Below are 22,032 nucleotides of genomic sequence, written 5' to 3' on the forward strand. Positions count from 1 at the left end.
GACACCTCCTTAGCCGCGGCGGGCGTGCCGCCGTTTAGGATAATAAGCCGCCGAAGCGTTCAAAGACCGGAAGCAAACGAAACATAAGGCAGTAGGCAAGGCTCAGCAGGAGAAAGAGGAAGCTCGCGATGCCGCCGCGTTTCGCGCTCCGATATCCCGGCATGACTCCGGAAAAGCCGCGGAGTTTCATGCTCGCATAGATCAGTTCCGCGCGGTCTATGCTTCGTAAGAGCAGTTGCCCTATCATCGAGGCAAAGTTTCGCGGAGAGACCGCCTTTTTGCCCGGAGCGCGGAGCGCATAAGCATCCGCAAGCTGATCGCCCTCGCGGAGCAGCACGAAGAGATAGCGGTAGCTGAGAAGCAAAACCGTGGTAAAGAGGCGCGGGGCGTGAAGACGCGCGAGCGCCGCCGATAATTCGTAGATGCCGGTGCTCGCCGCGAGCAGAAAGACCGCGAGAAAGGCGAGCAGGCTCTTTAGCACGAGCACCGCAAGGAGCAGGATAGAAAACTTCCCGAAGAGCGCCGGGACAAGCCCCAGAAAGAGCGGAACCGGGAGCAGAAAGCGAAAGTCCCCGAGTGCCCGCCGCATGGGCAGGTCACCGAGGGGATAAAGGAGGCAGGGATAAATCGCCATGCCGAGCAGTCCCGAGAGCGCCGTCTGCGGAAAGGAGAGGGTCACCGCCAAGTAGAAAAGGACACTCAGGAGCTTTGCGAGCGGCGAGAGTAGCGTTAACAGCGTGTCCCTTGCGGCGAGTTCTTCGAGCGCAAAGAGAGAGCGGGAGGCAGAGTCCAGGCGGCTCACTTTCGATATAACCTGCGGCGAAGCAGGTTTGCGAAGAGTGCCACTGTAAGGAGCACGGCGAGCGCGCCGAGGATCCCGGCTGCGGAGCTGCCGACGACGCCCTCACCGAGGCTGTAGTCCGGGAAGCGGGCGGTGAAATCCTGAACGGCTGCCGCAAGGCGGTGGAGAGGCGTTTCGACGCTCTCTAGCTCCGTGCTGCCGGTCAGGCGAAGCACCGACCACTCGAGGCCGTCCGGAAAAGCGGAAGCAAAGAGAGACAGTCCGCCCGCGGTCAAGAGGCTTGCAAGGAGTGCTAAGCCAAAGAAGCGTCCGGCGCTCAGCTTTTCGGCGCGCCTCGCAGAGGGCAGACTGTTTTGAAGGAGCGAGGGGCGCGCCTCAAAGACAAAGAGAAGGACGGCCGCCGTGATGAGCCCCTCGCCGAGTCCGATTGCCAGGTGTATGGGCTGCATGAGCAGCAAGAAGGCGGTAAAAGGCAGGGGCGTCACGCCGGAAATTGCGGTCTCCAGAGAAACCGAGAAGGCGCCGAGCTGCATGCTGAGCACGGCACCGAGCAGCGAGGCGCTCACAATGCGCTTCTTGCTGATGCCGCCCTTCATGACAAGCTGCCAAAGTTTGCCGCCGAGGAAACAGCCGTAAAAGGCCATGTTCCAGATGTTCGCGCCGAGCGCAAGCAGACCGCCGTCCGCAAAGAGCAGGCACTGAATCGAGAGCACGGCGCACATGGTGAGAAAAGCAGCCTCGGGGCCCACAATTGCGGCGAGCAGCATGCCGCCCGCAAGGTGGCCGGAGGAACCTGTGCCGGGTATCGTGAAATTAATCATCTGCGCGGCAAAGACAAAAGCGCCCATCACCCCCATCACGGGAATGCGGGACTCATTGTCCTCGCGCTTTAAGATGCGAACCGAGTGCGCGAGCGCTGCACCCGAGCAGGCGTACATGGTGCCGGCAACCGGCGGGGACAGAAAAGCATCAGCCATATGCATGGAATTAAGTCTCCTTTTTTTGTAGAGAATATAAGTTTGCAGCAGTAAATGTCAAGCGGATTTGAAAAGGGACGTGCACTGTGTTATAGTTTTTTTAGCAACAGTGAACTCAGGCGTTTCTTAGAAAAAAGGAGGCTTTTATGGCACTGCGCTACGAAAATGAAGCAAACGAAATTGTGGCTTACGATGAGAACGGCGTGAAGCGCGCCTGCTTACAGTTCCCGGCAGTGAACGATAAGACCGTGGACGTAGAGCACACCGTCGTGGACGAGTCGCTCCGCGGTCAGGGCATCGGCGCGGAACTGCTCGAGAAATTTGTGGTCCGCATGCGCGACGAGAACAAGAAGGCCGTGCTCACCTGCCCCTTTGCGGTCAAGTGGTTTGACGAGCACCCCGAGAACGGCGACCTGGTCGCAGAGTAAGGAATCATGCGTTTAGAAGAAATCAGGGCTAAGATAGATACCCTCGACGAGGAGATCAAGGCGCTCTTACTGGAGCGCCTTGCCTGCTCTCGAGAGGTGGCGAGCGCCAAAGCGGAACAGGGAGAGACACAGATATACCGCGCGGACCGGGAAGAGGCTATTTTGGAGCGGCTCGGCGGAGAGGTACCGGAGGAGCTTCGCCGGGAGTACCTTGCCATTGTGCGAAAGATTATGGAAACCAGCCGCATGTACCAGTACGGGCTGCTCTATGACTGGATGCCGGAGCGCTTTCAGGCGCTCTTTGCGGGCGTACCCTATGAGATTCCGGGGCAGAGAGTGAAACTCCTGCTCACGCGTCCCAATCGCCCGAATGCCATGTCTTCGATCCTCAGCATGGTGGGCGATTACGGCTATAACATGGAAAAGATGGAACTTTTATCCTACAGCGAGGACAGGGAGAGCGTGCGCTTTCTTCTCACCGTGCGCGGCGATCTCTCGGAGCGCCACATGCAGAAACTCATGGTGCAGCTCGCGGGCGAGAGTCAGGATTTTTGCGTTATGGAAGTGCTTCGCTGAAGCAAAAAAAGAAAATCGAAAAACAGGTTGACAAAGCGGATACATGGCTTTATACTCTGTACTTGCAATAAGCAATGAGTGTGTGTAGCTCAGCTGGATAGAGCACTTGGCTACGGACCAAGGTGTCGGGGGTTCGAATCCTCTCACGCACGTACAACCCTCAAGCCCGTGTGGACTTGGGGGTTTTTGTATTATAAAATCGAACATACACCATCATACCAAACAGACAAAGGCGGATAACCATGAAAAAGCTTTTTTGGGGGGCAATGTATGTCCTCGCAGCGGCGCTGCTGGCACTGACCGTGTACCTCTATGTGTTGCCGGAGGGAGAGATTGCGCTCGGAGACCGTAAGACCGAAGAGAGCACGGCCGCATTGCAGCCGGTGCCCGAAATCAGTGTGGGCGGCATTACGGTTGAGGTCGGCGTGACCAAGCTTTCCGCACTCTTAGACCAGGGATTTACCTTGAAGTATGAAGATGAGGAAGGTTACTTTACAGACCTTGACCACAGCACGGCGGAGGCGGATCCCGCGACCCAGTACAGCGTGGTGCTCATGAAGAACGGCGACTATGTGGCGACCGTCAAGTACAGCAATGCAACCGAAGCGGTGTTGCCGATCGGCGCTTGTACTGTCGACGCGATGGAATTCAATACCGCGGCGCAGGGCTACGGCAAGCTTGAAATTCTGCTTGCGGGCGTGGACATGACGCAGGGCCTCGGTATGTCCGAGGTACCCGAGCGCTTTAAGGACTTTACACGGGCCGGCGGCACGGTCGAAGAATACGATAAGACCACACTCACCGAAAACCAGTTTGTGGTGGCCTATGTGCGCGCCTCCGAGCTCAGCGAGAGCAAGGTGGGAGAGTTCGGCGTGATCAACTATCAGCCGGGCGGCGAAGGCACCGGCGGCGGACAGAGCGCCGCGAGTGAAACGGCGGAGAGCGGCGAAACTGTGAGTGCGGAAGCGGAGAGCGCGGAAGCGGAGAGTGCGTCGGCGGAAGTGCAGGAGAGCGAGACTGCGGCAGCGGAGGAGAGCAATGGCAATCATTGAGGCGAAGGAACTTGTCTTTGACTACATCACCCGCGACGAGGAGGCAAAGGTTACGGATGTGAACCGCGCAATCGACGGCGTGAGCCTAAAGATTGAGGAGGGCAGCTTTGTCGCCATACTCGGGCACAACGGCTCCGGCAAATCCACCTTTGCAAAGACCCTGAACGGTATCTTATTGCCGAGCGGCGGCGCCGTGTTTATTTCCGGTATGAATACCGCGGACGATGCAAAGCTCCTCGGCATACGCCGCGAGGTCGGCATGGTATTTCAAAATCCCGACAACCAGATCATTGCGAATCTTGTCGAGGACGATGTCGGCTTCGGACCCGAGAACCTCGGTGTGCCGACCGAGGACATTTGGAAGCGGGTCGATGCCGCGCTCGCGGCAGTCGGCATGACTGCCTACCGCCTGAAGTCGCCGAATCACCTCTCGGGCGGACAGAAGCAGCGCGTCGCGATTGCCGGCGTCATGGCCATGCACCCCAAGTGCATTGTGCTGGACGAGCCGACCGCCATGCTGGATCCGAACGGCAGAAAAGAAGTGATACGCACAATCACGGAGCTAAATCGCAGCGAGGGCGTCACCGTGGTGCTGATTACGCACTACATGGAAGAAGTCGTCGGGGCGGATCGCCTGATTGTGATGGACGGCGGGCATGTCATTATGGACGGCACGCCGCGGGAAGTCTTTTCCCATGTGGAAGAATTGAAGCGCCTGCGCCTCGACGTACCGCAGGCCACCGAACTCGCACACGAGTTGAGACAGTGCGGCGTAAGTTTACCGGAAAGCGTGCTCTCCATGGAGGAGCTCGCGGAAGCTATACTGCCGCTTTGGAAGGAGAACTAAGCTGTGGGAATCCGCGCAGAACATCTGAGCTACACCTACGGGGGAGGGACTGCCTTTGAGCAGCCGGCACTCCGCGATGTGAGCTTTGAGATTCCGGACGGGCAGTTTGTCGGTCTCATAGGACATACCGGCTCCGGAAAATCCACCCTGATACAGCATTTAAACGGCCTGATTCGCGCGACCGGGGGCAAACTCTTTGTCGACGGCGAGAACATCTACGAAAAGGGCTACAACATGCGGGCGCTCCGCACCAAGGTCGGGCTCGTTTTTCAGTACCCGGAGCACCAGCTCTTTGAAATCGATGTATTCAAGGACGTGTGTTTCGGACCGAAGAACATGGGACTTCCGCAGGCTGAGATCGAGCAGCGCGCAAAAGAGGCGCTCGCAATGGTCGGGCTAACGGAGAAATTTTACAAGAAGTCTCCCTTTGAACTCTCGGGCGGACAGAAGCGCCGCGTCGCGATTGCGGGCGTACTTGCCATGAAACCGAAGGTCCTTGTGCTCGATGAGCCGACTGCGGGCCTCGATCCGCGGGGCAGAGACGAAATTCTGGACCGGGTGAAGGCACTGAACAGCGAATGGGGCCTCACGGTCATTCTGGTCTCCCACAGCATGGAAGATGTCGCAAAGTATGCGGATCGCCTGCTCGTGATGAGCGGCGGAGAAAAGCGCTTCGACGGCACGCCGAAGGAAGTGTTTAAGCACTACGAGGAACTCGAGGAACTCGGGCTTTCGGCGCCGCAGGTCAGCTACCTCGTGCAGCGCCTGCGCCGCGCGGGCATGCCGCTCAGCGATGAGATCACGACCGTCGCGGAGGCAAGGGATGCTTTGCGGGAACTCCTGAAGGGAGGTGCGCCGTGCTGAAGGATGTGACCCTAGGCCAGTACTACCCGGTGGACTCCGCACTCCATCGTCTGGACCCGAGAACCAAACTCGCAGGGACTATGGTTTACATTGTGGCGCTCTTTCTCTGCAACAATTGGCAGAGCTATGCGCTTGCGACCGCATTCCTCGCACTTGCGATCGGCCTGTCTCGTGTGCCGCTCTCCTATATGCTGCGCGGTTTAAAGGGCATACTCTTTATTCTCTTAATCAGTGTGAGCTTTAACCTCTTTTTGACCGACGGCAAGGTGCTATGGCAGTGGGGTGTCTTCAAAATTACGGAAGAGGGACTGATACTCGCGGGCTTTATGGCGCTGCGACTCATCTACCTCGTGGTCGGATCGACCATCATGACCCTCACCACGACGCCGAATGCGCTGACCCAGGGCATGGAGAAGGGACTCGGCTTTTTAAAAGTACTTCGCGTCCCGGTGCATGAGATCGCGATGATGATGAGCATAGCGCTCCGTTTTATCCCCATCCTCATGGAGGAGACCGATAAAATCATGAAGGCGCAGATGGCGCGCGGCGCGGATTTCGAGAGCGGCAATCTGATTCAGAAGGCGCGTGCCATGGTGCCGCTCCTGGTGCCGCTCTTTGTCTCGGCCTTTCGCCGTGCAACCGACCTCGCAATGGCCATGGAGGCACGCTGCTACCACGGCGGCGAGGGCAGAACGCAGATGAAGCCGCTGTGCTATCAGAGCAGAGATCGGATTGCCTACGCAGCCCTCTTCCTCTTCTTGGCGGGCATCATCGTCCTCCGTATTCTCTTCTGAGGAGAGAGCATGAGAAGAATCCGTTTGATTGTGAGCTATGACGGAAGCGGCTATTTCGGCTCGCAGATACAGCCGAATGCCGTTACCGTGGAACAAAAGCTGAACGAAGCTGTGCAGGGACTCACCGGAGCCCCTGCACAAGTTGTATTTGCGAGTCGCACAGACACGGGCGTGCACGCGCTCGGGAATGTCGCTGTCTTTGACACGGAATTCCCGATGCGCGCCGAGCGCTTTGTGACCGCGCTGAACGCCTACCTGCCGCAGGACATCCGGGTGCAGGCGGCGGATGAAGTTGCGCCGATTTGGCACCCCAGAAAACAGCACTGCGAGAAGACCTACGAATACCGCATCTGGAACGGGCGCATTATGAACCCGCTCTTACGGAACAGCGCCGCGCACTGCTATGTCCCGCTTGATTTGCGGGCGATGCGGTCCGCGCTGCCCTTTCTCCTCGGAGAGCACGATTTCGCGGCCTTCTGCGCAAGCGGCTCGGCAGCCGCGCACACGGTGCGGCGCATATACCGCGCGGAGCTCTCTGCCGAGTGTGAGGAGAGCGGCAGCTTTGCGGGGCTCATTACTTTTCGTGTGACGGGGAGCGGCTTCCTCTACCACATGGTACGCATCCTCGCCGGGACACTCCTGGAAATCGGCAGCGGGAAAAAGAGCGAGACAGCCTTCCGGGATGCAATCCGAAGCCGCAGAAGGCGCGATGCGGGACCGGTGGCACCGGCCGCGGGCCTTATTCTTCGGGAAATCCGTTACCTCCCGAACCCGAGCCGCTACGAGGCCGAGAACGAGGACTGGGCTTACGAGCTCACACAGGATACGCTCGAAGAACGCAGAGAGAGCTTTTTCACACTGCGGCGCTGCCGGGAAGCGGATTACGAGGGGCTGATGACACGTCTCATCCACGAGAGCCACAGGGACGGCGCAGAGCGCGTGTATCTCAGGGACTTAGAGAACGCGAGCCGCCTCTTTTCGGGGCGGGAATTCGGCTTTTACAGGATTCATGAGAATGCGGATGTCGCGACCCGGGAAGCCTTTCCCTATGTCGCTTTGGACCTAAAAGAATGCAGGAAAAAAGCGCCTTCTGCATTGACAGAGGGGGGACAAGTCTCTATAATATAGAGCTGTGACGCCTAGGCTAAGCTTTTACCAGCCCCGGAGAAGTAGGCTATGGGCACTTCACGTATAATCAGGCAGGAGACACGGATCTTTGCTCCCGTGTCCACTAGGAGGATAATCATGAAGAGTTTTATGGCGAATCCGGATACCGTTGAGAGAAAATGGTATGTGGTCGATGCGGATGGAGCCACCCTCGGACGTCTCGCTTCGGAGGTTGCTGCAGTGCTGAGAGGCAAGAATAAGCCGATTTTCACCCCGCATGTTGACTGCGGCGACTATGTCATTGTCATCAATGCAGACAAGATTGTGGTGAGCGGCAAGAAGATGGAGCAGAAGGTTTACTACTCCCACTCCCTCTATGTCGGCGGCATGAAGGAGACTACGCTTCGCGAGATGATGGCGAAGAAGCCGGAGAAGGTGATTGAGAAGGCAGTTAAGGGCATGCTCCCGAAGGGCCCCCTTGGCGAGCAGATGTACAAGAAGCTGCATGTCTATGCAGGAGAGAATCACAACCACCAGGCACAGAAGCCGGAAGTTCTGACCATCAAAGGCTGAGAGGAGCGTGTAGAAAATGGCAAGTGAGAGATATTACGGAACCGGAAGAAGAAAAACTTCTGTTGCCAGAGTCTATCTGGTGCCGGGAACTGGTAAGATTACGATCAACAAGAGAGACATCGAGGACTATCTTGGCCTTGAGGTTTTGAGAATGACGGTTCGTCAGCCGCTCGTTGCGACCGAGACCAACGAGAAGTTTGACGTATGTGTCAACGTTCTCGGCGGCGGTATGGCAGGCCAGGCAGGCGCTATCCGTCACGGCATCTCGAGAGCACTGCTTGAGGCAGATCAGGACTATCGTCCGGTTCTGAAGAAGGCGGGCTTCCTCACGAGAGACCCGAGAATGAAGGAGAGAAAGAAGTACGGCTTGAAGGCAGCTCGCCGTGCGCCGCAGTTCTCCAAGAGATAATCGAGACTTCAAAATGTACGAAAACCCCGGAAGCCACATGCTTCCGGGGTTTTTTCATGCCCAAAATTCTGTTCGACTGCTCGGTTTTGATGCCTATGTTCCTATGCAGAGTACCGCAAAACCAAATCGGAAACGCAGCAGAAAATAGACAAAGCAGTCGATGAGTAAAACCTCATTTTGATACAAAATAACAGTAATTAAATATAAGGAGATACGGATGAAAAACGAAAAAATATCCTATCTGACAAAGGAAAGGATTGCAAGCTCATTGAAGGGGTTCATGAAGAAAAAGGCGTTTGACAAGATTACCGTCAAGGACATAAGCGATGACTGTGATATCAGCAGGTCCGCCTTTTATTATCATTTCGAGGACATGTATGACCTTATGAAATGGACATTCGAGGCAGAAGCACTGGAACTCCTTAAAGCCAGTGAAAACAGCATGGACTGGGACGATGGCATATTGTCGATTTTCAGGTATGTGCATGACAATAGGAAAATCTGCTTGTGCGCATATAACAGCATTGGAAAGGACCTTCTTAAGAAAATGCTTTATGAAGGTACGAGCGCAATAATGATGGCGTTTATAAACAATATTTTACAGGATGTTCCCGCCGATAAGGAACATGCGGATTTTATTGGCAAGTTCTATACCGAGGCGCTGGTCAGTTGCCTCGTGACATGGATGCTTGAAGGGGAGCCGTATGCCCCGGAGGAAATGATTAATCTGTTGGAGATAGCCATGCATGGCAGCATCATGGCGGCGCTGCAAAGAAGCGCGGAAAAGAACGGGGGAACAAATAGTATTTCCGCCAGACGCTCCACTTTATAAAAATATGCAAAAACCTTACAAAACAGCCCGTATGTCAGACATCTGATATACGGGCTGTTTTGTTTGTTGTTATTAAACTCCCGATGTTTTATTTTAGAACCAGCAAAGGGAAAGGAGGTGGTCATATGGTTGACGGGACTTACCAGGTCAAGATGCGTACTCCATTGGGCGTTAAAAACGGGGAATTAATTCTTCATAGTAATGATGGTGTGCTTAACGGTTCGTTGGTTGTAATGGGTAAGAAAAATATATTTGAGCCGGGAACAACGGATGGCAGAAATTTTAATTTTAAAGGGAAAATACAAACTTCCGTCGGGAAGACGGAGTATGTATGCAGCGGCAGCGTAAACGGGGATGAGCTGTCAGGCATTGCGAAAACCAAGAAGGGCGACATAGCACTTAACGGAATGAGGAAATAAGAAAGAAGGAGACTTGTTATGTTAGGAAATTATAAAAGACAGGATGACGGCCAGTTTTATTTTGTTGGCGGAGGGCTTGGATGCCTGACGGGTGCCGCTTACCTTTTAAGGGACTGCGGGTTTGAAGGAAAGGACATCCATATTATAGAGGCGCTGCCTGTGGCAGGCGGGTCAAATGATGCCTGTGGAGATCCGGAGCATGGCTGGATATGCCGCGGTGAGAGGATGTTCAATAAGCAGACGTATGAAAACTTCTGGGATATAATGTCTAGCATCCCTTCCCTTACGAATCTGGGCAACAGCGTGACAGACGATATGTTTGAATTCTCGTCCACAAAGCCCTGCAAGGCAAAGGCTCGTTTGCTTGATGCTGACGGGGAAATAATAGATTCTTCCAGTTACGGGCTGAACAAACAGGAGCTGAAGCTTGTGCTTAGTCTTTTAAAGGCAGACGAAAACGAGCTTGACGACCTTACAATTGAGGATTGGTTCGGCGTAAGCCCGCACTTTTTTAAAACCCCGTTCTGGTACATATACGAAGGCACTTTCGCATTCCAGCCATGGTCAAGTGTTATAGAATTTAAGCGCTACCTGACACGCTTTTTCCATCTCATCACGAGGATAAATACTGCTAGCGGGGTAACCCTGACGCGGCACAGCCAGTTTGAAAGCATAATCACGCCGCTGCTTAAGGTGCTTGAGGATGCGGGGGTTGACTTTGTTTATAACACAGTGGTGACCGACATGGATTTTGCCGATGGTGACGGGATTACGGTTACCGGGCTACATGTCGTACATGGCGATAAAAAGGATTATATCAAGCTGAATGAAAATGACAAGGTAATAGTTACATTAGGATGCATGACCGACAATGCCACCTTCGGGAATGCTGAAAAGGCTGCGGGCATTGATGACTCTTACCCAATGAGTGCTAACTTGTGGAAAAACATTGCTGCAAAGAAACCGGTGCTTGGCAACCCTGACAAGTTCTTCGCACACCCTGATAAGTCAAAGTGGATGACATTCAACTGCACCTTCCACGGGAACACTTTCATGGACTGGATGGAAAAATACACCCACAACAAGACGGGGGAGGGGCTCCTGACTTCCTTTACGGGCTCTCCCTGGCATATGGAGCTACGCATTCCGCTCCCGCCTTATTTTGAAAATCAGCCAGAGGATTATTCGTTCCTGTGGATGTGCGCCTTCTATACCGATGAGCCGGGACGTTTCACGGGAAAGCCTGAATACGAATGCACGGGACTGGAAATACTGGATGAGATATTGATGAGCCTGCCAATGGATGACGATACCCGCCAGAAGTGCCGGGACGAGGTTGTTGCCGCAATACCGGTTATGCTGCCGTATACGAATGCACATTTTCTTGCGCGTTCCGCAGGCGACCGGCCCGATGTCGTGCCGGAAGGGAGCACGAATCTTGGATTTACCGGACAATATTGCGAGATTCCGGAAGACTGCGTGTTTACCGAAGAATACTCCGTCAGAGCTGCACGAATGGCGGTTTACAAGCTTTTAGGCATGAAACGGGATGTCTGCCCGGTCAAGCCAATCCAATACGACGTAAGGATTATCCTTGCGGCATTGGTGTCATATTTGAAATAGTATGAGACAGGAAAAAGTGTCTGCCAGTAAGCGTCAATCGGCTATGGCAGGCACTTCTCGTTGTTATATTACGTGATCGTCCTATTGGTTACTCTTTTATTCAACCTGATTGGCACGCCATTGCTGATGAATAGCCAGGTTAAGGAGGTTGATTATGGATGATGGAATGTCCGGTGCAGTGTGGGTGTAATGCTCATGTTGCACCGGACTTTTTTCTCTGGCAGGAACTGCCGTTAAAGCATCCGGAATGGATGCGTAGCTCGATGCCGCAGGCAGCGTTCTAAATAAATCGTTCAAAATCAGGAAGAACTTTGAATTGGTTTTGTTCGTTTCTTAGAGTAGAATATAAATGAGAAGTTTTAACTTGCTGCGAGCAACTTTTGACATCGAACAAGAGGTTCCGTATGGATTTCATGACAATTAAGCAGGCTTCTGCAAAATGGGGAATCTGCACAAGGAGAGTACAGACATTATGCACGGAAGGGCGAATTGATGGTGCCGAACGTTTAGGGCATCAGTGGATCATTCCTATTGATGCAGAAAAGCCGAAGGATGCCAGAATCAAAAGCGGCAGATACATGAAAGCAAAATCTTGAAATGGAGAGAACGAAGATGGAAAGAAAACCGTATAGTGCCGGAGCAGTGAAATTTTCGTTCTGGTTCATGGAATTTCGGAAAACCGTGCAGCTTTTGAGCGAGGGTAAGAGCTTTGCAGACATTAAAAAGTTGAATGAAGAGGCAAACATCTATGGCGCACCGACAAAACTACGAGCGCAGCAGATTTATTCTACTGTAACAGCCCGTATCAAGACAGTAGATGAAAGCTTTTATCCAATCTTTTTGAGCAGTGATCTTGCCACACAGAAGTTATTTGTGCTGACTGCGGCTCTTTTGCATGACACGCTGTTCTTTGATTTTGTGTATGAAGTAGTGCGGGAAAAAATGATTCTTGGTTCCGATGAGCTGACGGAAGCGGATATTCGGATATTCTTCAAAAATAAGCAGGAACAGAGTGAGAAAGTGGCTTCTTTTCAAGATTATACGCTGCGCCGTCTCGGGACCTGCTATAAAACACAGCTTTATGAAGCAGGACTTTTAGAAAGCAACCGGGCAAACGGTACAAGAAAAATACTGAAGCCAATTCTTGATATTGCATTTGAACATTGGCTTTATGACCATGATCTTGGCATCATGGTAAAAACACTGACGGGGGTAAGATGAAATGGACAAGGTGAATTTCTCCGCAGGAGAAAGAGAGTGTGGCCTGGGCCATTTAAGCCAAAGATTGGATGAGATGGAGCTTGCAATCCATAAGCCGTCTTTCCGAAAAGGAACGGGCCGCGCAAATGAGGTCAACTATTGGGTGTTTGATTATCCACCGGAAAAGGAACTGGAAGTTCGGGAGCGCGTAGAGTATCTGAAAAATAAGAACGACCGGGGCGATGATGATTTTGAGCTTGTGGTCTTTGACCTGTATGATATCATCATTGATTTTTTGGAAAAGAAGAACTTCATGGAAAAGTGCTATGACTTTGAAAAAGAGCGAGGAATCGAGCGTATCGTCAAGGCAGTGACCAACTCCATGAAGGTGAATGATGATGACAGCCTGATTGTGCAATATATCAAAGAACATACACCAGAGAATGCAGTCGTGTTCCTGACCGGTATCGGCAAGTGCTATCCGATTTTGCGCTCCCACAAGGTGCTTAACAACTTGCATCAGGCGTTTGTGCGCTGCCCAGTCGTGATGTTCTTTCCGGGAACCTATAATGAGCAGGAGCTGATCCTGTTCAATGAGATTAAAGACGATAACTATTACCGGGCATTCCGACTGGTAAAGTAATGGATGGAGGAAACAGTTATGCAGATCAAGGACATGTTCCGAAAGAAAATTGACCGTGAGATACAGGGCGTTATCATTGTCGGTCAGGGTGAAGAAACGAATGTGGCGCAGGAGCTGGAAGAGTATGTTGTGACCCGTGAGCTTCAGCGTCATTTTGCAGATTTCTTTGCAGCATATAAAAAAGGTATTCAGGGAACCACACCGAAAATGGGTGTCTGGATTTCCGGCTTCTTTGGAAGCGGTAAATCTCATTTTCTGAAAATTCTGTCCTATCTGCTTCAGAATAAAAAGGTCGGAGACAAACATGCCATCGACTACTTTATCGAAGATCAGAAGATTACCAATCAGATGGTGCTGGCAGATATGCAGCTGGCAGCAAACACCCCATCGGACGTAATTCTTTTCAACATTGATTCCAAAAGCGATTCGAATGGCAAGGAAAACAAGGATGCCATTGTGAACGTTTTCCTGAAGGTTTTCAATGAGATGCAGGGCTTCTGTGGTTCTATGCCGCACCTTGCCGACCTGGAGCGCAGACTTTCCGAGGAAGGTCGTTTTGAGGAGTTTAAGAAAAAGTTTGAAGAAGAGTATGGTAATCCGTGGGAAAGCTCTCGTCAGGACTTTGATTTCATTCAGGATTCCGTTGTAGATGTTCTTTCTGACATGGATTTTATGAGTGAATCGGCTGCCCGTAACTGGTGCGAAAAAACAACCGAGAGCTACCAGATCAGCATTGAGGATTTTGCCAAGCGTGTAAAGTCCTATATTGATAAAAAAGGTAACAATCACCATGTCGTTTTTCTGGTGGATGAGATTGGTCAGTACATTGGTGATGATTCCAAGCTGATGCTGAACCTTCAGACCGTGACGGAAGAACTGGGTAAGGAGTGCATGGGTAAGGCTTGGGTAATCGTAACGAGCCAGCAGGATATTGACTCCATTACAAAGGTGAAGGGTAACGACTTCTCCAAGATTCAGGGACGTTTCGATACACGCCTTTCTCTATCCTCTGCCAATGTGGACGCTGTTATCAAAAAGCGTATTCTGGATAAAACTGAGACCGCAGCACAGAGCCTGCATCTGCTCTATGACCAGAACGCTACCATCATCAAAAATCTGATTGTCTTCAACGACGGTGTGGAGAAAAAACTGTACGCCAACGCGGAAGATTTTGCAGAGGTTTATCCTTTTGTCCCATATCAGTTTAATCTGTTGGCAAGTGTGCTGACCAGCATCCGTACCCACGGTGCATCCGGTAAACACCTGTCCGAAGGTGAACGCTCCATGCTGGCCCTGTTCAAAGAATCTGCCATGCAGCTGATGGATGATGAGATGGGAGCCATCGTGCCGTTCTATCGGTTTTATGATGCTTTGGAAAACTTCCTCGACCACAGCCACAGCAGTGTGATTATCCGCGCATATGATAACAGTTACATTAACCCGGAAAAGAAGGAAAAAGATGTCTTTGCTATCAATGTGCTAAAGACACTTTTCCTGATTAAATATGTTCTGGAGATCGAAGCCAACGTGGACAACATCGTCAGTCTGATGATTACCAGCATTGACGATGATCGTATTTCTCTGAAAGCACAGGTGGAGGATGCACTGAAAGTGCTGATGCGCCAGATGCTGATCCAAAAGAATGGCTCCATCTATGTGTTCCTGACCGATGAGGAACAGGAAATCAATAACGAAATCGAAAAAGAAAATGTGGAGATGCCGGAGGTCATCACGAAGATCGCGGAGATGATCTATGAGGACATTTTCTCCGGCAAGAAGTATCAGTACCCAAGCTTTGGGGGGCGCTATGCATTCTCTTTCAATCAGACAGTGGATGACCGTCCTTATAAGGCAAACCAGAATTACGATATCGGCCTCCGTGTGCTGACCCCGTGGTATGAGGGTGGCACCGATGATGGTACGCTGCGCTTGCTCTCCGGCCAGGGCAAGGAAGTTCTTGTGGTTCTGCCGAATGATGATGCGTTCCTGACGGAAATGCGGGCATACTTGAAAATTGAGCGATTCCTGCGCAAGAATACTTCTGTGCAGCTTGCCAAGTATGAGACCATTAAGGAAGCTAAGCGTGTGGAGATGCGGGAACGCAACGGTAATGCGAAGCTTTATCTGACGGAAGCTCTGAAAGAGGCTACCATCTATGTCAATGGCGATGTGCTGCACACCTCCGGCAAGGAAGTGACCAGCCGCATCAATGAGGCTATCGGCAGACTGGTGCAGACGGTTTACCACAAGCTGTCCTATATTGACGCAGCGATGGGCGAAGCAGACATCCGGAAGATGTTCAAGACCAGCAATCAGCTGTCATTGGCACTGGGAGATACCGAAGAATCCAATGTCCATGCACTGGATGATGTACTGCAATTCGTGGCAGGCAATTCCCGGATGCACATGAAAACTTCTATGAAAACCATCAAGGATCGCTTTATGAGAGCACCCTATGGCTTTGTGGAAGATGACATCCATTGGCTGGTGGCACGTCTCTTTAAGTGTGGAGATCTGTCCTTTACGGTCAATGGTGAGAGCATCAATCTGAACAACCGTTCCGAAGAGGAAATCATCGGCTATATCACGAAGAAGCAGTTCGTGGATAAACTGCTGACGGAAGTGCGCGTGCGGGTACCGGAAAACCAGAAAAAGGCCGTCCGCACCGTGATGAAAGAGCTGTTTAAGGTGGCTCCGCCTGCCGATGACGAAGATACCATCATGAAGAACTTCCAGCATTACTGCGAGAATCGAATCACTGAGATTGAGCGGCTGGAACCGAAATATGAGAATTACACCTATCCCGGAAAAGAACTTCTGGAAAAGGGCAAGAAGCGGCTTTCCGTATTGGTACAGATTCAGGCACCGCTTGAATTCTTTAAGACCGTATTTGACGATCAGGACGAGCTGATGAATTTTGGCGAGGACTATGAGCCTATCCGTGATTTCTTCGGCAGTGAGCAGCTGACCATCTTCACTCGTGCGCTGGATATGCTGAATATCTACGAGGACAGCAAGACCTACATCGTGGATGCAGAACTGGAAGACGTGGTGGCCAAGATGCGCACCGTTGTCCGGATGCCGAAGCCCTACAAGGAGATTCCGAAGCTGCCAGAGCTGCGCGAGAAGTTTAGGAACTGCTATACGCGCATTCTGGAAGAGCAGGCAGAGCCGGTCAAAGATTCCATCAATCAGGATCAGAACCGTGTCTTTGAAGTGCTGAACACCAAGCCCTATAAGGATGCGAAGTACAACCGTTATCTGGAACTCTTTAATGAGATCATGGACGGTGCGGAGCACTGCAACAATGTTTCCACTCTGCGAAGTTTCGCAGATAAGGCGGAGGCACTGAAGCTGCGCCTGCTCAACGAGATGAACGCAGAGGACATTCGCCTTGCGAAGGAGGCAGCGGCAAAGGCCGAGGCAGAGCGCAAGCGTCAGGAAGAAGAGGCAAAAAAAAGCGGCGAGACCGTGAAACCGGCAGAAAAGGTGGCAGAACCGCAGCCGGTATATAAGGTGCGCACCACGAAGAATGTTTCCATCAAGACGGTTGCTAAGACTGCATCGTGGCGGCTGGAGAGCAAGGATGATGTTGATAAATACCTTGCTGCATTGCGTGAAAACCTGCTGAAAGAGATGGACGAAGATACAATCGTCAACATTGAACTATAAATAACAGGAGGATTGGCTCCATGAACAAGACAGCCATAAAGAATTTTGCGATTTGGGCGCGGAATAAGCTGATTGCAGATGTCAGCTATGATGCCCGCCTGATCGGTATTACGGAGGACGGCATTGCAAAGCCATTGCCGCAGAGCTTCGGCGGTACTCAGTTCTTCGATATTGGCACCGCAGAACCATATTCGATTTCCGGCGAGGCCGTGCATCAGCGTGACAAGCTGATAGAGGTTATTCAACAGAAGGAAAAGGATACCGACTACAAAACCGCATATCAGTATGTGATCGAGGAGGTTGCCTATACATGGTTCAACCGCCTGATCGCCATCCGTTTCATGGAGGTCAACGACTATCTGCCTTCCCATATCCGGGTGCTTTCTTCCGAGAGCGGAAAGCTGGAGCCGGATCTGGTCACAACGCCGTTTGACGCAGAGCTGCCCTTCACTGCGGAGGAAGAGGCTCAGATTTTTCAGCTAAAGCAGGACAACAAGCTGGACGAGGTGTTCCGCATCCTGTTCCTGAAACAGTGCAACGCTCTGAACGAGATTCTGCCTGCTCTGTTTGAAAAAACAAAGAACTACACCGAGCTGCTGCTCAGCCTGTCCGTTACCAACCAGGATGGTGTAGTCTATCACCTGATTCACGATATCCCGGAGGATGATTTCAACATCGAGCGCGGTGGTCAGGTGGAGATCATCGGCTGGCTGTACCAGTATTACAATACCGAACCGAAGGCCGCTGCCTTTGCAAAGAACGGGAAGATCACCAAAGAGGAAATCCCTGCCGTGACCCAGCTGTTCACCCCGGACTGGATCGTCCGTTACATGGTGGAAAATAGCCTTGGCCGTCTGTGGGTGGAAGGACACCCGGATTGCGGCCTGAAAGAAAACTGGAAATACTATCTGGAAGAAGCACAGCAGGAGCCGGAGATACAGGCAAAACTTTCGGAAATTCGTAAAGAGTACGCTGCCCTGAACCCGGAGGATATCAAGCTCATCGACCCCTGCATGGGTTCCGGTCATATTCTCGTATATGCCTTTGATGTGCTGATGCAGATTTACGAGAGTGCCGGTTACAGCCAGCGTGATGCTGTAAAGAGCATTCTGGAACATAACATCTACGGTCTGGACATTGATGATCGTGCCTATCAGCTGGCGTACTTTGCCGTGATGATGAAGGCACGGCAGTACAACCGCCGTATCTTAAACGGTGAGAACACCTGTCATGTCTATGCCATTCAGGAGAGCAACAGCATCAACCGTGCGCATCTGAAATATTTCGGCGCAGGGATGGGCGATATTGAAAAGAATGCCGCTAAAATGCAGATGGAAGGTCTACTGGACACCCTGACCGATGCCAAGGAGTACGGCTCTATCCTGAATGTGGAGAACTACAACTGGGAGCTGCTGCGCCGCTTTGTGTCCGCTGCGGATGCCGGAGAGCAGATTACGATGGATAGCGCCGGTTTGGAAGGAACCGTGGCGCAGCTGTTGACCCTCATTGACATCGCGGAGACGATGGAGTGGAAGTATGATGTGGTTGTGACCAATCCACCGTATATGGGCAGTTCGGGGATGGATGCCAAGCTCTCGGATTTTACGAAAAAGAACTATCCAGACAGCAAAAGTGATTTGTTTGCCTGCTGCATTGAAAAAGGAAATCAGATGACCGTTAAAAACGGATTTAACTGCATGGTTACCATGCAAAGCTGGATGTTTTTGAGCAGCTTTGAAAAAATGCGTACCACTATTTTGCTGAGTAAAGATATTACAAATTTGATGCACATGGAAAATATGGTGATGGGGATTGCTTTTGGAACGGTAGTTACTGTATTTCGCAATAGCTATACATCTGGCTATAAGGGAACCTATAATTACATTAAAATGCAAGATATTAAAGATGAAGTTCCCGCAGAGTTTCCTATTAGCGTAAATCGCTTTGCTCAAGTGAGCACAGACTGCTTCTCCAAAATACCGGGAAGTCCAATAGCGTATTGGCTTGGAAGGCAGATGCTTGCAGCATTTAATAATCCCGCAATAAATACTATTGGTGCGGCAAAACAAGGTCTTGCCACTGGCAACAATGATTTATTTCTTCGATTATGGTATGAGTGCAGTTTTGCAGATATTGGTTTTAATTGTGCCTCAAGAGAACAGGCAATGAAATCTCATTGTAGGTGGTTCCCCTGTAATAAAGGTGGCGCATTCAGAAAATGGTATGGTAACAATGATTATGTGGTAGACTGGGAGAATGATGGATATAGAATACGCAACTTTAGAGACGAAAATGGAAAGCTGCGTTCAAGGCCGCAAAATATGGATTACTATTTTAGGGAAGGAATTACTTGGTCTACTCTGAGCATAGGGCAATTATCAATGCGTTTAAGTCCGGAGGGGCATCTGTTTGAAACAAAAGGATCGGTTTGCTTTTTCAGCTCAACTTCCCATTTATACTATGTTCTTGGTATTGTGAATTCAAAGGTTGTATATGAACTTTTGCAGGTTCTTTGTCCTACAGTAGATTTTCATGAAGGGCCAATAGGAAAAATACCCGTTATCATAGACACCGAAATGGAAAGTGCTGTAATTCAACTTGTTAAAGATAATGTTCAGCTTGCTAAGGCAGACTGGAATGTAGCTGAAACAGCATGGGACTTTCAACGGCATCCACTTGTTCCCTCACATCAGATGAAACAAGAGCAACTGAATTCACAATTTGCTTCTTCCAGAATGGAGAAGTTCGGAAGATTATCATGGCATTTTGATAACTGGAGCAAAGAATGTGAAAGCCGATTCGCCCAGCTCAAGGCTAATGAGACAGAATTAAACCGCATTTTTATTGACATTTACGGCTTGCAGAATGAGTTGACTCCGGAAGTAGAAGATAAAGATGTGACCGTACGCAAGGCTGACTTGCAGCGGGATATCAAGAGCCTGCTCAGCTACGCCGTGGGTTGTATGTTTGGCCGCTACTCTACTTATAAGGATGGCTTGCTTTTTGCGGGAGAACCGTATTCCTTGCAGGCGTTTGTGGATAAGATGAACGACCGCCCCGGAACGATTTCTGCCGAAGAATTGCAGCGCGCATACCGCAATGAGGGTGTTGTGGTTGATGAAATGTTCTTCCCGGATGCCGACAATGTTATCCCTATCACCGATGAAGAATATCTGGACGATGATATCGTATCGCGCCTGTGTGCATGGCTGAAAGCAGCGTACGGTGCTGATACACAGGAAGCAAACCTCGATTATATCGCAAAAGCCCTTGGCAATAAGGGCAGCACCAGCCGGGAGATTATCCGTAACTACTTCCTGAACGATTTCTTCAAGGATCACTGCCAGACTTACTCTGTCACTGGCTCCGGCAAGCGTCCAATCTATTGGCTGTTTGACAGCGGCAAGCAGAACGGCTTCAAGGCGCTGATCTACCTTCACCGCTACACGCCGGACACCATCGGCAACCTGCGTATCGACTACCTGCACAAGATGCAGCGCGTGTATGAATCCGAGATCAACCGGATGCAGGATATGATGGATCACAGCGAGAATGCCCGTGAAGTGGCAGCAGCCTCCAAGCGCAAGGATAAACTTGCCAAGCAGCTGAAGGAATGCCGGGAATACGATGAGAAGATCAGCCATCTGGCACTTTCCCGTATCGAGCTTGACCTTGATGACGGCGTGAAGGTCAACTATGAGCAAGTCCAGACTGTGGACGGCGTAAAATACCCGGTATTGGCAAAGATATAAGGGTATACTTATCAAAAAGCGTTTAGAGGGATGACAATGGAAAAGGATATGCTGTTTTCTGGCGAGTCCGTCAATGTGGAATATAAAGTCGCTGTTCCGAAGGACAGTGCAAAGTACATGAAGACAGTAGTGGCCTATGCCAATGGCCGTGGCGGCAAAATCATTTTTGGCGTAGATGATAAGACGCTGGAAGTGGTGGGCATGGATACGGACAGCATCTTCCAGACGATTGATGCCATTACCAATGCAATTTCGGATAGCTGTGAGCCGACCATTCTTCCGGATATAACCTTGCAGACCGTGGGGGATAAGACTGTCATCGTGGTGGAGATATTCCCCGGCAAAATGCGGCCATACTTTATCAAGTTCAAGGGAATGGTCAGTGGTACGTATGTCCGGTCGGCTGGAACCACAAGGCCGGTGGCCGATTACATGTTAAAAGAGCTGATTCTGGAAGGCCAGAACCGCTATTATGACTGCGAGATTTGCGAAGGTTTGACAATTTCGCCGGAGGATATTGAACGCCTCTGTGCTGAAATGAAGGCTACGGCGATCCGCAATACCCTGACCGAAGGCGAGAAGCTGAACGTCAAGGACGTGACACAGAATGTTCTGATTTCTTGGGGCGTTCTGGCTGAAAAGGATGGAGCTGTTGTTCCTACCAATGCCTATGCCCTGCTCACCGGGCAGGCAAGGTACAAGCCGGTTATCCAGTGCGCCGTTTTCAAAGGCAAAGACCGGGCGTATTTTGTAGACCGGCGTGAGTTTGAAGGCCCTATACAAAATCAGATGGAGGCCGCTTTCCAGTATGTGCTGGAGAAGATCAACCGTGGGATGCGGATACAGGGCATGTACCGGCAGGACATGTACGAGCTGCCAGTGGACAGTGTGCGGGAAATGATCGCAAATTCTGTGGCACACCGGTCATATCTGGAGCCGGGCAACATCCAAGTGGCACTCTTTGATGACCGTTTGGAGGTTACTTCCCCCGGTATGTTGCTGAATGGCGTTTCCATCAAAAAGATGAAGGAAGGCTATTCCAAGCCCCGGAACCGTGCCATTGCCTCCGCCTTTTCTTATATGAAGATCATTGAAAAATGGGGCAGCGGCATTCCCCGGATCCTCCGTGAGTGTAGCAAGTATGGCTTGCCGGAGCCTGAATTTATTGACTTTGACGGGGATTTCCGGGTGAATATGTACCGTCAGCTCCCGGAAAAAGATTGGTCTCATACCGATGATACCAAATATGATACCAATGATACCATTTCCGAAAATGATACCAAAATCCTGAACCTGATCCGGGAGAAGCCTTCCATCACGCAGGCTGAGTTGAAAGAAAAATTGCATGTGTCCATCGTGACCGTAAAGCGCTTGATGGCTGATTTGCAAAAGCGAGGCCTGATTGAGCGACAAGGCTCCAGCAGGAAGGGGAAATGGATCATTATCGGTCAGCAGGAGTAGC

21 protein-coding genes and 1 tRNA gene are annotated in these 22,032 nt (G+C 51.2%); 19 read left to right on the forward strand and 3 right to left on the reverse strand.

Annotated elements, in window-relative coordinates; translation table 11 throughout:
* Positions 1 to 34: 34 nt before the first annotated feature.
* A complete protein-coding gene (locus QU660_RS02910) occupies positions 35 to 802 on the reverse strand; it encodes an energy-coupling factor transporter transmembrane component T family protein (RefSeq protein WP_304946846.1) in 768 nt (255 codons plus the stop codon).
* The gene (locus tag QU660_RS02915) at positions 799 to 1,779 is read right to left on the reverse strand and encodes an energy-coupling factor ABC transporter permease (RefSeq protein WP_330693230.1); all 981 of its coding nucleotides are present in this window, start codon (positions 1,777 to 1,779) and stop codon (positions 799 to 801) included. Before QU660_RS02915 ends, QU660_RS02910 begins: the two co-directional genes overlap by 4 nt.
* Positions 1,780 to 1,925: 146 nt before the next feature.
* Between QU660_RS02915 and QU660_RS02920 the strand changes: the two genes are divergently transcribed.
* The 13 genes from QU660_RS02920 to QU660_RS02980 all read left to right on the forward strand — a co-directional run bounded on the left by QU660_RS02920 (position 1,926) and on the right by QU660_RS02980 (position 11,303).
* The gene (locus QU660_RS02920; protein ID WP_304946848.1) at positions 1,926 to 2,207 is read left to right on the forward strand and encodes a GNAT family N-acetyltransferase; all 282 of its coding nucleotides are present in this window, start codon (positions 1,926 to 1,928) and stop codon (positions 2,205 to 2,207) included.
* Between the two features lie 6 nt (positions 2,208 to 2,213).
* Entirely contained in the window at positions 2,214 to 2,783 is a 570-nt protein-coding gene (locus QU660_RS02925) for a chorismate mutase (protein WP_304946849.1), read from the forward strand.
* A gap of 78 nt (positions 2,784 to 2,861) precedes the next feature.
* Positions 2,862 to 2,935: transfer RNA gene (locus QU660_RS02930), tRNA-Arg, on the forward strand.
* Positions 2,936 to 3,025: 90 nt separating this feature from the next.
* A complete protein-coding gene (locus QU660_RS02935) occupies positions 3,026 to 3,835 on the forward strand; it encodes a hypothetical protein (RefSeq protein WP_304946850.1) in 810 nt (269 codons plus the stop codon).
* On the forward strand, positions 3,822 to 4,682 hold the full coding sequence (locus QU660_RS02940) for an energy-coupling factor transporter ATPase (protein ID WP_304946851.1): 861 nt from the start codon (positions 3,822 to 3,824) through the stop codon (positions 4,680 to 4,682). The genes QU660_RS02935 and QU660_RS02940 overlap by 14 nt, the downstream gene beginning before the upstream one ends.
* Positions 4,683 to 4,685: 3 nt before the next feature.
* On the forward strand, positions 4,686 to 5,546 hold the full coding sequence (locus QU660_RS02945) for an energy-coupling factor transporter ATPase (protein WP_304946852.1): 861 nt from the start codon (positions 4,686 to 4,688) through the stop codon (positions 5,544 to 5,546).
* Complete coding sequence (locus tag QU660_RS02950) at positions 5,540 to 6,340, forward strand: energy-coupling factor transporter transmembrane component T family protein (RefSeq protein ID WP_304946853.1); 801 nt, start codon at positions 5,540 to 5,542, stop codon at positions 6,338 to 6,340. Before QU660_RS02945 ends, QU660_RS02950 begins: the two co-directional genes overlap by 7 nt.
* A 9-nt stretch (positions 6,341 to 6,349) precedes the next feature.
* Positions 6,350 to 7,468 (forward strand): tRNA pseudouridine(38-40) synthase TruA, encoded by a 1,119-nt coding sequence (truA, locus tag QU660_RS02955; protein WP_304946854.1) that lies wholly within the window; start codon positions 6,350 to 6,352, stop codon positions 7,466 to 7,468.
* 117 nt (positions 7,469 to 7,585) lie between these two features.
* Positions 7,586 to 8,020 (forward strand): 50S ribosomal protein L13, encoded by a 435-nt coding sequence (gene rplM / locus QU660_RS02960; RefSeq protein ID WP_304946855.1) that lies wholly within the window; start codon positions 7,586 to 7,588, stop codon positions 8,018 to 8,020.
* Between the two features lie 16 nt (positions 8,021 to 8,036).
* The gene (gene rpsI / locus QU660_RS02965) at positions 8,037 to 8,429 is read left to right on the forward strand and encodes a 30S ribosomal protein S9 (protein WP_304946856.1); all 393 of its coding nucleotides are present in this window, start codon (positions 8,037 to 8,039) and stop codon (positions 8,427 to 8,429) included.
* A 217-nt stretch (positions 8,430 to 8,646) separates the two neighbouring features.
* Positions 8,647 to 9,261, forward strand: a complete 615-nt coding sequence (locus QU660_RS02970) for a TetR/AcrR family transcriptional regulator (protein ID WP_304946857.1) — start codon at positions 8,647 to 8,649, stop codon at positions 9,259 to 9,261.
* Positions 9,262 to 9,386: 125 nt separating this feature from the next.
* On the forward strand, positions 9,387 to 9,680 hold the full coding sequence (locus tag QU660_RS02975) for a hypothetical protein (RefSeq protein WP_304946858.1): 294 nt from the start codon (positions 9,387 to 9,389) through the stop codon (positions 9,678 to 9,680).
* An 18-nt stretch (positions 9,681 to 9,698) separates the two neighbouring features.
* Positions 9,699 to 11,303, forward strand: a complete 1,605-nt coding sequence (locus tag QU660_RS02980; protein WP_304946859.1) for an oleate hydratase — start codon at positions 9,699 to 9,701, stop codon at positions 11,301 to 11,303.
* Positions 11,304 to 11,399: 96 nt separating this feature from the next.
* On the opposite strand, the gene QU660_RS02985 is transcribed toward QU660_RS02980, so the two are convergent.
* Entirely contained in the window at positions 11,400 to 11,600 is a 201-nt protein-coding gene (locus tag QU660_RS02985) for a hypothetical protein (protein WP_304946860.1), read from the reverse strand.
* Positions 11,601 to 11,707: 107 nt separating this feature from the next.
* On the opposite strand from QU660_RS02985, the gene QU660_RS02990 reads away from it, so the two are divergent.
* Genes QU660_RS02990 through QU660_RS03015 form a run of 6 tightly spaced genes read left to right on the forward strand, consistent with a single transcriptional unit; the run spans position 11,708 to position 22,031 of the window.
* Positions 11,708 to 11,899 carry a DNA-binding protein gene (locus tag QU660_RS02990; protein WP_304946861.1) on the forward strand — a complete coding sequence of 64 codons (192 nt, stop codon included), beginning with the start codon at positions 11,708 to 11,710 and terminating at the stop codon, positions 11,897 to 11,899.
* Positions 11,900 to 11,915: 16 nt separating this feature from the next.
* Complete coding sequence (locus QU660_RS02995) at positions 11,916 to 12,524, forward strand: DUF1819 family protein (RefSeq protein ID WP_304947211.1); 609 nt, start codon at positions 11,916 to 11,918, stop codon at positions 12,522 to 12,524.
* Between the two features lies 1 nt (position 12,525).
* Entirely contained in the window at positions 12,526 to 13,146 is a 621-nt protein-coding gene (locus QU660_RS03000; RefSeq protein WP_304946862.1) for a DUF1788 domain-containing protein, read from the forward strand.
* A gap of 18 nt (positions 13,147 to 13,164) precedes the next feature.
* Complete coding sequence (gene brxC / locus QU660_RS03005; protein ID WP_304946863.1) at positions 13,165 to 16,818, forward strand: BREX system P-loop protein BrxC; 3,654 nt, start codon at positions 13,165 to 13,167, stop codon at positions 16,816 to 16,818.
* Between the two features lie 20 nt (positions 16,819 to 16,838).
* Positions 16,839 to 20,570, forward strand: a complete 3,732-nt coding sequence (gene pglX, locus QU660_RS03010; protein ID WP_304946864.1) for a BREX-1 system adenine-specific DNA-methyltransferase PglX — start codon at positions 16,839 to 16,841, stop codon at positions 20,568 to 20,570.
* A 36-nt stretch (positions 20,571 to 20,606) separates the two neighbouring features.
* The gene (locus QU660_RS03015; RefSeq protein WP_304946865.1) at positions 20,607 to 22,031 is read left to right on the forward strand and encodes an ATP-binding protein; all 1,425 of its coding nucleotides are present in this window, start codon (positions 20,607 to 20,609) and stop codon (positions 22,029 to 22,031) included.
* The last annotated feature ends 1 nt before the right edge of the window (position 22,032 follow it).

The organism is Stomatobaculum sp. F0698 (assembly GCF_030644385.1).
Classification (GTDB): Bacteria; Bacillota; Clostridia; order Lachnospirales; family Lachnospiraceae; genus Moryella.

Bases quoted from the DNA above. Each gene is read 5' to 3' on its own strand.
- QU660_RS02915 (WP_330693230.1), bottom strand. From the start codon at position 1,779: ATGGCTGATGCTTTTCTGTCCCCGCCGGTTGCCGGCACCATGTACGCC.
- QU660_RS02920 (WP_304946848.1), top strand. From the start codon at position 1,926: ATGGCACTGCGCTACGAAAATGAAGCAAACGAAATTGTGGCTTACGAT.
- QU660_RS02925 (WP_304946849.1), top strand. From the start codon at position 2,214: ATGCGTTTAGAAGAAATCAGGGCTAAGATAGATACCCTCGACGAGGAG.
- QU660_RS02935 (WP_304946850.1), top strand. From the start codon at position 3,026: ATGAAAAAGCTTTTTTGGGGGGCAATGTATGTCCTCGCAGCGGCGCTG.
- QU660_RS02940 (WP_304946851.1), top strand. From the start codon at position 3,822: ATGGCAATCATTGAGGCGAAGGAACTTGTCTTTGACTACATCACCCGC.
- truA (WP_304946854.1), top strand. From the start codon at position 6,350: ATGAGAAGAATCCGTTTGATTGTGAGCTATGACGGAAGCGGCTATTTC.
- rplM (WP_304946855.1), top strand. From the start codon at position 7,586: ATGAAGAGTTTTATGGCGAATCCGGATACCGTTGAGAGAAAATGGTAT.
- rpsI (WP_304946856.1), top strand. From the start codon at position 8,037: ATGGCAAGTGAGAGATATTACGGAACCGGAAGAAGAAAAACTTCTGTT.
- QU660_RS02970 (WP_304946857.1), top strand. From the start codon at position 8,647: ATGAAAAACGAAAAAATATCCTATCTGACAAAGGAAAGGATTGCAAGC.
- QU660_RS02975 (WP_304946858.1), top strand. From the start codon at position 9,387: ATGGTTGACGGGACTTACCAGGTCAAGATGCGTACTCCATTGGGCGTT.
- QU660_RS02980 (WP_304946859.1), top strand. From the start codon at position 9,699: ATGTTAGGAAATTATAAAAGACAGGATGACGGCCAGTTTTATTTTGTT.
- QU660_RS02990 (WP_304946861.1), top strand. From the start codon at position 11,708: ATGGATTTCATGACAATTAAGCAGGCTTCTGCAAAATGGGGAATCTGC.
- QU660_RS02995 (WP_304947211.1), top strand. From the start codon at position 11,916: ATGGAAAGAAAACCGTATAGTGCCGGAGCAGTGAAATTTTCGTTCTGG.
- QU660_RS03000 (WP_304946862.1), top strand. From the start codon at position 12,526: ATGGACAAGGTGAATTTCTCCGCAGGAGAAAGAGAGTGTGGCCTGGGC.
- brxC (WP_304946863.1), top strand. From the start codon at position 13,165: ATGCAGATCAAGGACATGTTCCGAAAGAAAATTGACCGTGAGATACAG.
- pglX (WP_304946864.1), top strand. From the start codon at position 16,839: ATGAACAAGACAGCCATAAAGAATTTTGCGATTTGGGCGCGGAATAAG.
- QU660_RS03015 (WP_304946865.1), top strand. From the start codon at position 20,607: ATGGAAAAGGATATGCTGTTTTCTGGCGAGTCCGTCAATGTGGAATAT.